Origin of the sequence: Rhizobium sp. AN73, assembly GCF_030757975.1 — a bacterium.
GTDB lineage: Bacteria > Pseudomonadota > Alphaproteobacteria > Rhizobiales > Rhizobiaceae > Agrobacterium > Agrobacterium arsenijevicii.
Genome location: NZ_JARWME010000002.1, coordinates 254480 through 267260 on the forward strand (window position 1 = coordinate 254480; position 12781 = coordinate 267260).

Annotated in this window: 13 protein-coding genes and 1 pseudogene; 12 read left to right on the plus strand and 2 right to left on the minus strand. The window is 59.5% G+C overall.

Translation table 11 applies throughout. The features are described 5' to 3' along the window. Positions 1–362: 362 nt before the first annotated feature. Positions 363–4037, plus strand: coding sequence for a PAS-domain containing protein (locus tag RBH10_RS11115; RefSeq protein WP_281037174.1), 3675 nt, complete (start codon positions 363–365; stop codon positions 4035–4037). A 33-nt stretch (positions 4038–4070) separates the two neighbouring features. On the opposite strand, the gene mnmD is transcribed toward RBH10_RS11115, so the two are convergent. Further along, positions 4071–4838 carry a tRNA (5-methylaminomethyl-2-thiouridine)(34)-methyltransferase MnmD gene (gene mnmD, locus RBH10_RS11120; protein ID WP_281037173.1) on the minus strand — a complete coding sequence of 256 codons (768 nt, stop codon included), beginning with the start codon at positions 4836–4838 and terminating at the stop codon, positions 4071–4073. On the opposite strand from mnmD, the gene RBH10_RS11125 reads away from it, so the two are divergent. The 11 genes and pseudogenes from RBH10_RS11125 to RBH10_RS11175 all read left to right on the plus strand — a co-directional run bounded on the left by RBH10_RS11125 (position 4837) and on the right by RBH10_RS11175 (position 11446). Then, positions 4837–6063, plus strand: a complete 1227-nt coding sequence (locus RBH10_RS11125) for an FAD-binding oxidoreductase (RefSeq protein ID WP_281037172.1) — start codon at positions 4837–4839, stop codon at positions 6061–6063. The genes mnmD and RBH10_RS11125 overlap by 2 nt on opposite strands. 91 nt (positions 6064–6154) lie before the next feature. Further along, entirely contained in the window at positions 6155–6862 is a 708-nt protein-coding gene (locus tag RBH10_RS11130) for a DUF1045 domain-containing protein (RefSeq protein ID WP_045017519.1), read from the plus strand. A gap of 210 nt (positions 6863–7072) precedes the next feature. Further along, a complete protein-coding gene (gene puuE, locus RBH10_RS11135) occupies positions 7073–7996 on the plus strand; it encodes an allantoinase PuuE (protein WP_281037171.1) in 924 nt (307 codons plus the stop codon). Next, complete coding sequence (gene uraD, locus RBH10_RS11140) at positions 7996–8493, plus strand: 2-oxo-4-hydroxy-4-carboxy-5-ureidoimidazoline decarboxylase (RefSeq protein ID WP_281037170.1); 498 nt, start codon at positions 7996–7998, stop codon at positions 8491–8493. Before puuE ends, uraD begins: the two co-directional genes overlap by 1 nt. 53 nt (positions 8494–8546) lie before the next feature. Then, entirely contained in the window at positions 8547–8840 is a 294-nt protein-coding gene (locus RBH10_RS11145) for a nucleotidyltransferase family protein (RefSeq protein ID WP_045017516.1), read from the plus strand. Next, positions 8837–9199, plus strand: a complete 363-nt coding sequence (locus tag RBH10_RS11150) for a DUF86 domain-containing protein (protein ID WP_045017510.1) — start codon at positions 8837–8839, stop codon at positions 9197–9199. Before RBH10_RS11145 ends, RBH10_RS11150 begins: the two co-directional genes overlap by 4 nt. 3 nt (positions 9200–9202) lie before the next feature. Beyond that, a complete protein-coding gene (locus RBH10_RS11155; RefSeq protein WP_281037169.1) occupies positions 9203–9703 on the plus strand; it encodes an ureidoglycolate lyase in 501 nt (166 codons plus the stop codon). Further along, positions 9700–10056: a hydroxyisourate hydrolase gene (gene uraH, locus RBH10_RS11160; RefSeq protein ID WP_045017501.1), complete on the plus strand. Its 357-nt coding sequence runs from the start codon at positions 9700–9702 to the stop codon at positions 10054–10056. The genes RBH10_RS11155 and uraH overlap by 4 nt, the downstream gene beginning before the upstream one ends. Positions 10057–10061: 5 nt before the next feature. Beyond that, positions 10062–10806 (plus strand): annotated as a pseudogene (locus RBH10_RS11165) (metallophosphoesterase). 51 nt (positions 10807–10857) lie between these two features. Next, positions 10858–11109: a type II toxin-antitoxin system Phd/YefM family antitoxin gene (locus tag RBH10_RS11170; protein WP_045017497.1), complete on the plus strand. Its 252-nt coding sequence runs from the start codon at positions 10858–10860 to the stop codon at positions 11107–11109. Positions 11110–11161: 52 nt separating this feature from the next. Next, the gene (locus RBH10_RS11175) at positions 11162–11446 is read left to right on the plus strand and encodes a Txe/YoeB family addiction module toxin (RefSeq protein WP_281037395.1); all 285 of its coding nucleotides are present in this window, start codon (positions 11162–11164) and stop codon (positions 11444–11446) included. Positions 11447–11449: 3 nt separating this feature from the next. Here the strand turns inward: RBH10_RS11175 and RBH10_RS11180 are convergent, their stop codons facing one another. Then, on the minus strand, positions 11450–12730 hold the full coding sequence (locus tag RBH10_RS11180; protein ID WP_281037394.1) for a D-alanyl-D-alanine carboxypeptidase: 1281 nt from the start codon (positions 12728–12730) through the stop codon (positions 11450–11452). Positions 12731–12781 lie beyond the last annotated feature (51 nt).

Sequence of the window (12781 nt, forward strand, 5' to 3'; positions counted from 1 at the left end):
GGCAAAGCGCCGTCTTCTGTATTCGTTGCGCTTTTCCTTCATGCGGGCCAAGTCATCTTGGTCATACGCTGCAGCTCACGCGGCTGCCGAAGGTGAAAGCTTGACCGGCATGTGGGCGTTTTGTGGGCTAAAGTCAAGCAATAGTTTTGTAACACCGCCTCGCGGCGGCGCATGGCAGCCATGCAGAAGGTGGGCTGGCGATTGCCGATGCGGCGCGGACGGTTACGAATAATTATGGTTAAAAAAGGGTAAAGCGACCATTCCGCACGTAGCAAATAGCTGTTTTCTCACATAACGTTTTGGCAATGACGTCCGGAAATATTTGATTCGAAAAGGATGAACTGCACGGTGTGGAGTATCGATTGACCGAGGGTCGCGGGTTGCTGGAAAAAGCTTACGGGGCCATCGCCGCCCTGGATTTGCCCGCGTGCATCAAGGACAGCGAGCTGCGCTACCTCATGGTCAACGCCGCCTATGGCCGGGTCATGGGACGTTCGCCCGAGGCGTTCAAGGGTCACACCAGCCTTGCTCTTTCCGCAGATATTCGCGATGCCGAGCGCGAGGACAGGGAGCGCCGCTCGCTGGTCTTCGCCACGGATGAGGTGATCGCCTGCCATGGTGCGGCGGCGTCGGGGCCTTACACGCTGCGCTGCGAACGTTTCACCGGCGATGACGGCAATCTGTTCCTGTTCGAGGTATTCGAGGAAAAACCGGCTGCCATCTTGGCGGGTGTCTCGGACGGCGGCAGCGCCGACCTGCTGTTCGGCAGCGGGGTGATCGATCTCATCGATGCCGGCATCGTGATTTATGACAGTGAAAACCGGCTGGTCTATTGCAATGCGCGTTTCGTGGAATTCTACAGCTCTTTCAATGTGGAGCTGAAGCCGGGCACCCGGCTTGAGACGCTGATGGAGGCGGTCTATTTTTCGAGCGGTTACCGCCAAGGAAAAGAGAACGATCCGGAATACGAAGCCTGGCTGCAGGAGCAGTTGCGGGACTTTTCCCTGCCCTATCTCGAAAGGGTGGAGCAGTTTGCCGATGGCCGCTGGGTGCGCATGGTCAACAAGCGGCTGGAAAACGGCATGCTGGTCGGGCTTCGCGTCGATGTGACCGAGTTCAAGGCGCATGAGAACCTGCTTAGCAAACAGATCCGCGAGACCTGGCTGCTGCGTGCAGCCCTTGAGCAATTGCCGGTGGCGGTGTTCCTGCGCGATCACGACAGGCGGCTGACCTTTGCCAATGCGGCCTATGAAGAGCTTTATGGAGACGATCTCGCCAACTTCATCGGGATGACGGAACGCGAGATGTTTCCGGATTCCGGCGATGAATTCCAGCTCGAAAACGAGCGTCTTCTCAAGACCGGCGAAGCGACGGAGAGGACAGAGATATTGCCGCTGCCGGATGGCGGTTCCGTTCCGGTTATTACCCGTGCGGGGCGGGTGGTGACACCTGACGACGAATATTATCTGGTTGGCTCGGTCACCGATGTCAGCCTGCTGCAGGACCGGGAAAATGCGTTGATTGCGGCGCAGGCGCAGGCCGAGGCGATGCATCGCCAGCTGGAGGCTGTCCTTCACGCCCTGCCGGTGGGCGTGCTGCTGCTCAACGCCGATCTTGTCATCGAATATGTCAATCCGTTCTTCCACGAAGTCTGGGGCGAAATCGGCGACGAGAAGTCGCTGGTCGGCAAAAGCTATCGCGAATTCATGGAAATGAATTTCGAAAGCGGCCTTTACGACTACGGCGACGTGCCCTTCGACGAGCTTTATATTCAGCGGGCCGAGCGGCTTCTTAATGAGGAGGCTTTCACGCCCCGCGAGGTGCGCAGCAAAAGCGGCAAGGTCACGGTCATTTCGAAAACCCGCCTCGATGGCGGAAAAATCCTCAGTACCTATGCCGATGTGACAGATGTGCGCATGCGCGATGCCGAGATCAGCAAGGCGAAGGCCGAGCTTGAGCGTGTCGGCGAATATATGCAGGGCGCCACCCGCGCCATGGCGCAGGGGCTGGTGCTTGTCGAGCAGGGCACCGTCATCATGTCCAACGAGGCCGTGGTGCGAATGTTCGACGTGCCGCCGCAGCTGCTGGAAAAAGGCTGCAACTGGTCCGGTTTCTTTGCCCATTGCGCCGGGCGCGGCGATTTCGGCACTGCGGACGAAGCGGCGGCGACGCTGAGCGCGTGGAAAGAGAATATCGCCGCCAACAGGCCGTTCTCCTGGCTCATCCATGTCGCCGGCAAAACCTGGCTCAATCTGGAGGCCACCAACAGTTCCGGTAATTACTGGCTCATCATCGTTACCGACGTGACCGAGATGAAGATGCGCGAGGAGGAGTTGCAGCGGCTGCTTTCACGGGCGGAAGCGGCGGATCGCGCCAAATCGGAATTCCTGGCCAATATGAGCCACGAAATCCGCACGCCGATGAACGGCGTGCTCGGCATGGCGGAGCTTTTGGCCAAGTCCAATCTGGATACGCGCCAGAAGACCTTCACCGATATCATCGTCAAATCCGGCAACGCGCTGCTGACGATCATCAATGACATTCTCGATTTTTCCAAGATCGAGGCCGGGCAGATGAAGCTGCGCAGCGTGCCTTTCGATCCGGCGGAAGCCGTGGAGGATGTGGTTTCGCTTCTGTCCTCCGCGGCGCTGGAAAAGGACATAGAGCTGGTCGTGCGGATCGATTCGTCGGTTTTCGGCAAGGTCATGGGGGACGCCGGACGGTTCCGCCAGATCGTCACCAATCTTGTCGGCAACGCCGTCAAGTTCACGGAAATGGGGCATGTGCTGATCGAGCTATCGGCGCAGTCGGCGGAAGCTTCAGAGACGATTTTGTCGCTTCGCGTCGAAGACAGCGGCATCGGCATTCCCACAGACAAGCTCGAGACCATCTTCGATAAGTTCAGTCAGGTCGATGGTTCCGCGACGCGCCGGCACGAGGGAACGGGGCTGGGACTGGCGATCACGGTCGGTCTCGTCGGTCTTTTCGACGGCACGATCAATGTGGTGAGCGAAGTCGGCAAGGGATCGACCTTCGAGGTCAATATTCCGTTTCACGTCACGGAAAAACGGCGCGACGTTCCGCTTCTTGCAGTCACGATCCAGGATATCCGGGTGCTCGTCGTCGACGACAATGATGTCAATCGCCGCATATTGACGGAGCAGCTCAATACTTGGGGTATCGACGGTCACGCAGTCGCGGACGGGCCTTCGGGCATCGCCATCCTGGATGAGGCCGTGTCGCTCGGCTTTGCCATCGACGCCGTAATCCTCGACTATCACATGCCTGTTATGAACGGGCTGGACGTGGTCGAGCGGATCAGGGCGGATGCGCGTTTCGACGATATCGCCATTGTTTTCCTGACATCCATGGATGTCGTCGGTGACGAAACCCTGTTCACCGATCTCAGTATACAGGCGCATCTGATGAAGCCGGCGCGGGCGCGGCTATTGCGCTCCACCCTGTTCGATGTGGTGCGGGATGTGCGGCAGAAGCGCGCCCGGCAACACCCGCAGGCGCTGGGGGCAGGTGGCGATGACAAGCCGGTTCGGCCGGAAAACAGCCCCGTTGAAAAGAAGCGGCGGGTTGCGCCGCCTCTAGCGTCGGCTCCAAATCGGAGCCGGCCTTGCCTTGTCGATGTGCTGGTGGCCGAAGACAACGACGTCAACCAGATCGTCTTCACGCAGATTTTGCAGCAGGCCGGTTTGCGGTTCTTGATTGTCGGCAATGGCAAGAAGGCCGTTCAGGCGTGGGAGGAGCACAATCCCGCGGTCATCCTCATGGATGTCTCCATGCCTGTCATGAACGGGCACCAGGCGACGCTGGCCATCCGCGCCGCCGAACAGGCCGCCGCCGACGGCCGGCATGTTCCAATCATCGGCGTCACCGCGCATACGCAGGAGGCGGACCGCGAGCTTTGCCTTGCTGCGGGCATGGACGACTATCTGTCGAAGCCCATCAGTCCCGAAATTCTCGAGGACAAGATTGCGCAGTGGCTTGGAGACAGCATGCCGCGTCGCGACGTGCCGACCGCCTGACAATGCGGGACGGTTGCTATGTTCGGGGTCGCCTCAGCTCGACGGCTTGATGCCGCAGAGCATTTCCCGTTTCCCGGCAAAACCTTTGCGGCGTTCCAGACCAAAACCGGCGGCAATGAGATTGCGGCGGACGAAGCCGGCGGCGGCATAGGTGGCGAATGTGCCTTCCGGTGCGGTCTTGCCCAACAGCGCCTGCATGATCTCCAGCGACCACATGTCCGGATTGCGCGCGGGGGCAAAGCCATCCAGAAACCAGGCGTCGAAGCTTTCGGTGCGGCTGGCAATGCCAGCGAGCGCTTCGCCGCACACCACCGTCAATCGTGTCTGGTCGTCCAGTTCGATCTCGACTTCGCCCTTCGGCTCGTCGGGCCAACGGGCGACCAGCGCCTTGCGTTCGGCGTCCACCTCCGGCCAGCGGGAAAGCGCCCGGTCGATTTCATCCGTCTTCATCGGGTAGAGTTCGAAGGACATGAAATGCAGCGTCGAGCGGCCGTTGCACGCCTCTTTCCGGGTCTCTTTCCATTGACGCCAGGTCTCGCAGAGATTGAGGCCGGTGCCGAAGCCGAGTTCGCCGATGCGGAAGGTGCCTTCCTGTTCAAGCCAGCGCTGCGGCAGGCCGTTTCCGGACAGGAAGACATGGCCGCATTCCAGCCTGCCATCCGTCTGGCAATAAAAATGATCGTCAAAGGCCAGCGAATAGGGCATATCCCCCTCACGCCAGTCGAGCGCCGTCTGGGTTTCTCCGGTTGCCGAACGGGTATCCGGGCTGGTCTCTGCGATAGTTTCGTTGGAATGTTTCATGGCTAAAGCCGATAATCCCGCTTTTGAACCGGGTCAATCACCAAGATTGCCGGCACCAGGATTGCCGGGCTCCGTGCCGCTCCTCATCATCGGCGGCGGCATTATGGGTCTTTGGGCCGCCGTCAAGGCGGAGCGGCTGGGCATTGATGCCCTGCTGGTTGAGGCGGGCCGTCTTGGCGATGGCGCAAGCGGCGGGCTTTTGGGCGCGTTGATGCCGCATATGCCGGACCGCTGGTCGGACAAGAAGCAATTCCAGTTCGATGCCCTCGTCGCGCTGGAGAAAGAGATCGCCGGGCTGGAAGCCGAAACCGGACTTTCCGCCGGTTACCGGCGCTGCGGCCGGATCATCCCCCTGCCGAAACCGCATCTTCGCAACATTGCCGAGCGGCATCAGCGGGATGCCGGGGAAAACTGGGTATCAGACGAGCGCCGGTTCCATTGGCATGTCAGTGACGGCCCTCCTGTCGCGGGATGGGTGGACGACGCGGCGGGGCAGGCGGGCTTTGTGCTGGATACGCTGGCCGCAAGGGTTGCGCCCCGCGCGATGGTCGCGCTGCTAGCTGCCTTCCTGCGGAGTGCCCGGCATGTTCGGCTGGCGGAACAGTGCCGTGTTGTCTCGCTTGATCCGGATGGTGGGCGTGCGGTGCTGTCGTCGGGAGACGAGGTTCTCTTCGGCCACGTTGTTGTTGCGAACGGGCACGGTTCTTTCGCCCTGATTCGCGATGCCATCGGCCTGGAACCCGGCATTGCGCTTGGACAGGCGGTGAAGGGGCAGGCGGCACTCCTCGATGCGGCGGTCGACCCGGCCATGCCGGTCGTATTCCTGAACGGCCTTTATATCGTGCCGCATGAGGATGGCACCGTCGCCATCGGCAGTACCAGCGAAGATTGTTTTTCCGATCCATTCGGTACCGATGAGAAGCTGGAAAAACTACTTGCGGATGCGCGCGCAGTGGTGCCGTCGCTTGCCCATGCACCGGTGCTCGAACGCTGGGCCGGGCTGCGGCCAAAGGCGGTGGGAAGGGACCCGATGGTGGGAGCGCTCTCCGAATATCCGAAACTCGTCGCGCTGTCGGGTGGCTTCAAGGTCAGCTTCGGCCTTGCCCATTTCCTTGCCGATGCTGCGTTGCAGGCCGTGTGCGGTCACACGTTTGACGTGCCTTCGGGTTTTCGCCTTCAAGAACACGTGAGTATTGCGTCTAGGACTTTAGAAAGTTCTGATTAGTTCGGTCCACGTCGTTAATCTGTTACGCAAATCGCTTACTTGCTGGCCTGCAAAGAGCCCGGTTTGACCGCATTTGCGGCGAGGTGACAGCATGCGATACGCCATTCATTTCACGCCTTCCCCCAATGATCCCCTGACGCAGGCTGCCGCCGCGTGGTTGGGGCGCGATGCCTATTCGGGCCATGCGGTGGAGCCGCCGGGCACGATCGATCTTGGCATGCAGGAAATTTCCTACCACACCGCCCTGCCGCGCCGTTACGGTTTCCACGGTACGATAAAGGCCCCGTTCCGTCTTGCTGAAGGCCATTCCGAGGCAGCGCTGTTGCGCGATCTGATGTATTTTTCCGGCAAGCAGGATCCGTTCACGTTGCCACAACTGGTGGTGGCAAGACACGACAATGTCTTCAGTCTCGTTCCCGAACGCCCCTGCGAAGTGCTGCATTTCTTTGCGGCCCGCGTGGTGCAGGAATTCGACCGTTATCGCGCGCCGCTCTCCGAAGCGGAGATCGAGCGGGCGGATCCGGACCGGCTTTCGGCGTCGCAACTGACCAATCTGCATCGCTGGGGCAGCCCGCATGTGATGGACGAGTTCCGTTTTCAGATGTCGCTGACGGGCGGCGTCGAGCCTTCCAGCAGCCAGAGGATCGAGCGCGCCGTGCGCAAGGTTTTCGAGCCGTTGCTTACCCGATCGCTGTCTTTTTCCAGCCTTGCGCTTTTCATCGAGGATGAACCCGGCGCGCCTTTCCGCGTGCATTCGCTGCATCCCATGGGCCGTGTGTCCGCCCGCAAGATCGCCTGAGAAACGCCGCTCAGAAATCGTACACAAAAAAGCATCGGAATGTCGGCAAAATTGCTCTCGACATTCCGGATGCGGATGCTACCGTTCGCGCATCGCATGTCTGAAGCGTGTCGTGTTCACCTGTTGCGGGCTGGCACGTTCTGGATGTTTGTTTTGCTCATGTCTCCCAGAACCGGCTTTCGTTTCGGGAGAGATGTTTTAGGTGGCTGAATGATTTCCGAAAACTACTCCCGTAATCTGGTGGGCTACGGCCGCAATATGCCCGATCCGAAATGGCCGGGCGGTGCGCGCATTGCCGTACAATTTGTCATCAATTACGAGGAGGGCGGCGAAAGCTGCATTCTCGACAATGACAAGGCGTCGGAATCGCTGCTGTCGGAAATCGTCGGCGCACAGCCCTGGCCCGGCCAGCGCAACCTGAACATGGAATCGATCTACGAATATGGCTCACGCGCCGGTTTCTGGCGGCTATGGCGCATGTTCACCGGGCTTGGCGTCACCACCACAGTTTATGGCGTGACCGCTGCGATGGCGCGCAATCCCGAGGCGGTTGCGGCGATGAAGGAAGCTGGCTGGGAGATTGCCAGCCACGGTTATCGCTGGCTGGAATACAAGGATTTTTCCGAAGAGGAAGAGCGCAAACATATTGCCGAAGCCGTGCGCCTGCATACTGAACTGACGGGCGAACGCCCCTTTGGCATGTATCAGGGCAAGCCTTCCGACAATACGCTGCGGCTCGTCATGGAAGAGGGCGGCTTTCTCTATTCATCGGATTCCTATGCCGACGATCTGCCCTATTGGGTCAAAGGGCAGAAGGACGAGCCGTTCCTGATCATTCCCTACACGCTTGACACCAACGACATGCGTTTTGCGACGCCTCAGGGCTTCAATTCTGGCGACCAGTTCCTCACCTATCTGAAGGATGCCTTCGACGTTCTTTATCAGGAGGGAGTTGAAGGCGCGCCGAAGATGATGAGCATCGGCCTGCATTGCCGTCTCGTCGGCCGCCCCGGCCGCGCCGCAGCCCTTCGCCGTTTCATCGAATATGTGCTGGGCCATGACAAGGTGTGGATCCCGCAGCGGATCGACATCGCCCGCCACTGGCATGAAAATCACAAGCCGGCGGCCCTGTGATGGTGACGCAGCAGGAATTTGTCGCCCGTTTTGGCGATGTGTTCGAACATTCGCCTTTCATCGCCGAACGGGCCTATGACGCTGGCGGTATCGACACTGCCTTGACGGCAAAAGCGGTTCACGCGGCGCTGTGTGTCCAGTTCCGCGCCGCATCCGAGGCGGAGAGGCTCGGCGTCCTGCGAGCGCATCCCGATCTTGCCGGCAAGCTGGCCATTGCGGGTGAGTTGACTGCCGACAGCCGCAACGAGCAGGCGGGCGCCGGGTTGGACCGGCTTTCACCGGAGGAGCATGCACGTTTTACCGAGCTGAATACCGCTTATACGCAAAAATTCGGCTTTCCGTTCATCATTGCGGTCAAGGGGTTGAACAGGCACGATATTCTCTCCGCCTTCGAGGCGCGTATCGGTAACGATGCGGCGACAGAATTTGCGACCGCCACGGCGCAGGTGGAAAAGATCGCATGGCTGCGTCTTTCCTCGATGTTGCCGGAGAGCTGAACTGGTGATCGGCGGCGGTTCCGTTATAATCGCGCTGTCTGGAGATTGAGGCCATGAGACCTTCCGAGGTGCTGGAAAAGAACAGGGAAGCGATCCGCGAAGCGACGAAGCGCTTCAACGCGGCAAACCCGCGCGTGTTCGGCTCCGTCGCCCGCGGCGAGGACCGGCCGGACAGCGATCTGGATATTCTCGTGGATGCGCTGCCGGGCTCTACACTGCTCAGCCTTGGCGGTTTGCAGGATGAGTTGGAGCAGATGATGCTCGGTACAAAAATCCATTTATTGACGCCGGGGGATTTTCCCGACCGCATAAGGGGCAAAGTCCTCTCCGAGGCAAAACCCATATGAGCAAGGACCGTCGGCTGGACCACCTTGCCGATATGGAGCGGGCGGCAACTGCCGCTGTCGGGTTCGTTGCCGGGATGAAGAAAGATGAATTCTTTTCTGATGCGCGAACCCAGCATGCAATCGGAATGTGCCTGATCGTCATCGGCGAGGCCGCGGTTCGGCTGGTAGAAACCTCCCCTGATTTCGTTGTCGAACATTCCGATTTTCCGTGGCATGCGGTTCGTGGATTGCGAAACCGCATTGCTCATGGCTACTTTGCTCTGGATATGGAAATCATCTGGGAAACGGCACAAACCACAATCCCCGATCTGCTCGCCAAACTGCAGGCGATGCGCAACTGGCATGCTCAAGGTGAATGACATTTGACTGATTTTCTCGAGATAAGGCCTCTGACCAAAGAGGCGTTCGCATCCTTCGGTGATGTGATCGAAATAACGCCCTCTTCCATGCGGCACATCAATGGCGGCCAGACCGAGCGGCATCATGCGCTTGCAGCACCGGAGGCAGCGGGCGATGGTGCGCGTATCATTCTCAATATTTTCCGCGGACAGCCACGTATCTTTCCCCACAAAATTGAGATGATGGAGCGGCACCCGCTCGGCAGCCAGAGTTTTTCGCCACTGTCCGGCAGACCCTTCCTTGTCGTCGTTGCCGAGGATGACGGCGGCAAGCCCGGTCGGCCGCAGGTATTTCTGGCGCGCGGCGATCAGGGCGTGAACTACCGCCGTAACGTCTGGCATTACCCCTTGATGCCGTTGCAGGCGATTTCGGATTTTCTGGTTGCCGATCGCGAGGGGCCGGGCAACAATCTGGAAGAGCATTTCTTCGATGCGCCCTACATGATCGCGGAGCCCAACCCATGACCGGTTTGACCACCCATGTCCTCGACGCCGCCCATGGCACGCCCGCTGAAGGGCTGACGATCGAACTTTTCCGGCTTTCCGGTGATCGTCGCGAGAAGATAAAGACGGTTGAGACCAATAGCGATGGCCGCGTCGATGGCGGTCCGCTGCTTGTCGGCGACAGTTTCAAGGCGGGGGAATACGAACTGGTTTTCCATGCCGGCGATTACCTGCGCGGTAAGGGTGTTGCGCTCCCGGAGCCGGCCTTTCTCGACATTATTCCAATACGTTTCGGTATTGCCGATGAGAGCGGCCATTATCACGTGCCGCTTCTGCTTTCGCCTTATAGTTACTCCACCTATCGAGGAAGCTGACCGCCATGATCTTTGCCGCCATCGCCGATATTCATGGAAACTGCGCCGCACTGGAGGCTGTGCGATATCGCGAGGCTCGGCATCGAGGATGTCGTCAATCTCGGCGATTGTTTCAGCGGGCCGCTGGAAGCAGGTTTCACCGGTGATGTGCTGCTCGGCAACTGGATACCGAGCATTCGTGGCAATCACGACCGCGAATTGATCGAGCGTGCGCCGGAAGAGATGGGGAGCTGGGAAAAACCGGCCCACGCGCAGCTGACGGCCGCACATCTGGACTGGCTGCACACCCTGCCGTTCAGCATAGTCTTCAAGGATGTTGCCTATTGCTGCCACGGTTCGCCGCGTGGCGATCTGGAATATTGGCTCGAGACACTTTCGCCGGAAGGTGTTCTGAAATTACGGCCGCTGGCCGAAATCGAAGCCATGGCGGAAGGTATCGCGCAGCCGCTTATGCTGTGCGGCCACACACATATCGCCCGCACCGTGCAGCTTTCCGATGGCCGGCTGATCGTCAATCCCGGCAGCGTTGGTTGCCCCGGCTGGAAGGATAACACGCCCTTCGACCATCATGTCGAGGTTGGGCACCCGCTTGCCAGCTACGCCGTGCTGGAAGAGACCGCACGCGGCTGGCAGGTCTATTTCCGCCAGATACGTTACGACAATCTGGCCATGGCCGAGATGGCGAAGGTCAACGGCATCCCCTATCTGGCCGAAGCGCTTACAGGCGGTTGGCTACGTAAGGATACTTGAATTGCCCGAAGAGTTGTACTATTTATCGTACAACTCAGTCGAGGTACAATCATGCGCACGGTGATGTTTTCAAAAGCACGCGAATCCCTTGCATCACTTCTGGATGAAGTGGCGCAGGATCGTGTCGCCGTGGAAATTGTCCGGCGCGACAAGCCGTCTGCCGTCCTTATCGATAAGGATGAATACGAAGGTTTGATGGAAACGCTGCATCTTTGCTCGTCGCCGGAGAATTTTGCCAGACTTCGAAAGTCGATGTCCGATGTGGACGCCGGCGTTTTCGAAAGCCATGATCTGGTCGACTGATTTTTCACAACCAATCGCGCATGAGTGCGAGCTTCTATCAGGAGAAACTCTCATGCAGCAAAAGGGCGCGATTGCTCTCGGCTGGAGCCATCGGGGCTGGGAAGATTATCTTCACTGGCAGCAATATGATCGCAAGATGCTGGAACGCATCAACGAACTCATAAAGGATTGCCGGCGGCATCCATTCGAAGGCATCGGAAAACCCGAGCCGTTGCGTTTTCAGTTGAAGGGCCTCTGGTCACGTCGGATTTCGCAGGAGCATCGGCTTGTTTATGAGCTTCGCGGCGAAGGGGAAAAAACGGTCCTGATTATTCATCAATGCCGCTTCCACTACTGATCCTCACCCCTCGCTGTTCATTACCACGCAGGTATAAGACTGCGCCTTCAGTTCCTTGCAGGCGGAAACCGCGGAGGACTGGTCTTCGAAACCGGTGAAGCGGGCGCGGTAGAGCGTTGCCGATCCGCTCTGCACCGCTTCGGTGTAAGGTGCGATCCCGGCATAACTTCCCGCGATGTTGGAGCGGGCATTGGCGAGCAGCGAGCGGGCGGCGGCTTCGCTGTCGGTGGCGGCGATCTGCACTTCCCAGCGGCTGCGTTGACCGGCAGATGGAGCAGCAGGTGCGGGTTTGGGGATTGCCGAGACCTGGATCATGTCTGCCATCTGGCTGTTGGCCGTGGCGATCTGCATGGCGACCGGGTCGCTGCGGCGTTCGGCAAACATCGGCAATGGTACAGCTTTGGGGGTTATGGATGCAGGGGGAACGGCATCGAATGTGCGGCTGACATTGGCGCTAGCCACCAGCTGTGTGTTGCCGCGGCCTCTCGAGGCTTGCGGCATGGCCTTGTCCAGAAGGGCGGCCATCTGTGCATCGCGGCTGCGTGCGGTCTTGCCTCCCAGCACGACGCCGACGACGCGGCGGCCGTTATCATTGATGGCGCTGACGAGGTTGAAGCCGGAGGCATTGGTGTAACCGGTCTTGATGCCGTCCATGCCGTTGTAGCGATACATCAGATTGTTGTGGCCACGGATGCGTTTGCCCCTGAAGCTGAAGGATTCCATGGCGAAGAGGCCGTATTCCTTGGGAAAATCCCGCTGCAGGGCAAGGCCGAGCCGCGCCATGTCGCGCGCCGTCGTCACCTGCGATTTGCTGGGCAGGCCGGAGGCGTTGCGGAAGACAGTCTTCGTCATGCCGAGCTGGCGGGCCTTGCGGGTCATCATTTCGGCGAACCTCGCCTCGGAGCCGCCGAGATGATCGCCCATGCCTTCCGCCATGTCATTGGCGGATTTGACGATCATGCCATAGACGGCCTCGCGCACGGTGAAGGTCTGGCCCTGTCGCACATAAAGCTTCGAGGGAATGGTGGCTGCGCCGTTCTTGGACATGGTTATCTTCTGGTCCCAGCGGAGCCTTCCGGCATGCAGCGCCTCAAACGTCATGTAGAGCGTCATCATCTTGGTCAGCGAGGCGGGGTGGTTCAGCACATCGGCATTCTGCGCGGCGAGAACCTTGCCGGTATTGGCGTCCATGATGAAATGGGCGTAACCGGCGTTGGCGGGCGATGCCTGCAACGAGAGGATCGCGCAAAAGAAGGCGAGTGCGAATACCCATGCACCCGCCATTCCCCGTCTGATCGTTCCCGACATGATCCACCCCTTTTTGTTCGATCGCCG

What these genes read in the sequence shown, in the direction of transcription:
- RBH10_RS11125 (WP_281037172.1), top strand. Translation starts at nt 4,837, where the DNA reads ATGGCTAAAGCCGATAATCCCGCTTTTGAACCGGGTCAATCACCAAGA.
- mnmD (WP_281037173.1), bottom strand. Translation starts at nt 4,838, where the DNA reads ATGAAACATTCCAACGAAACTATCGCAGAGACCAGCCCGGATACCCGT.
- RBH10_RS11130 (WP_045017519.1), top strand. Translation starts at nt 6,155, where the DNA reads ATGCGATACGCCATTCATTTCACGCCTTCCCCCAATGATCCCCTGACG.
- puuE (WP_281037171.1), top strand. Translation starts at nt 7,073, where the DNA reads ATGATTTCCGAAAACTACTCCCGTAATCTGGTGGGCTACGGCCGCAAT.
- uraD (WP_281037170.1), top strand. Translation starts at nt 7,996, where the DNA reads ATGGTGACGCAGCAGGAATTTGTCGCCCGTTTTGGCGATGTGTTCGAA.
- RBH10_RS11145 (WP_045017516.1), top strand. Translation starts at nt 8,547, where the DNA reads ATGAGACCTTCCGAGGTGCTGGAAAAGAACAGGGAAGCGATCCGCGAA.
- RBH10_RS11150 (WP_045017510.1), top strand. Translation starts at nt 8,837, where the DNA reads ATGAGCAAGGACCGTCGGCTGGACCACCTTGCCGATATGGAGCGGGCG.
- uraH (WP_045017501.1), top strand. Translation starts at nt 9,700, where the DNA reads ATGACCGGTTTGACCACCCATGTCCTCGACGCCGCCCATGGCACGCCC.
- RBH10_RS11170 (WP_045017497.1), top strand. Translation starts at nt 10,858, where the DNA reads ATGCGCACGGTGATGTTTTCAAAAGCACGCGAATCCCTTGCATCACTT.
- RBH10_RS11175 (WP_281037395.1), top strand. Translation starts at nt 11,162, where the DNA reads ATGCAGCAAAAGGGCGCGATTGCTCTCGGCTGGAGCCATCGGGGCTGG.
- RBH10_RS11180 (WP_281037394.1), bottom strand. Translation starts at nt 12,730, where the DNA reads ATGGCGGGTGCATGGGTATTCGCACTCGCCTTCTTTTGCGCGATCCTC.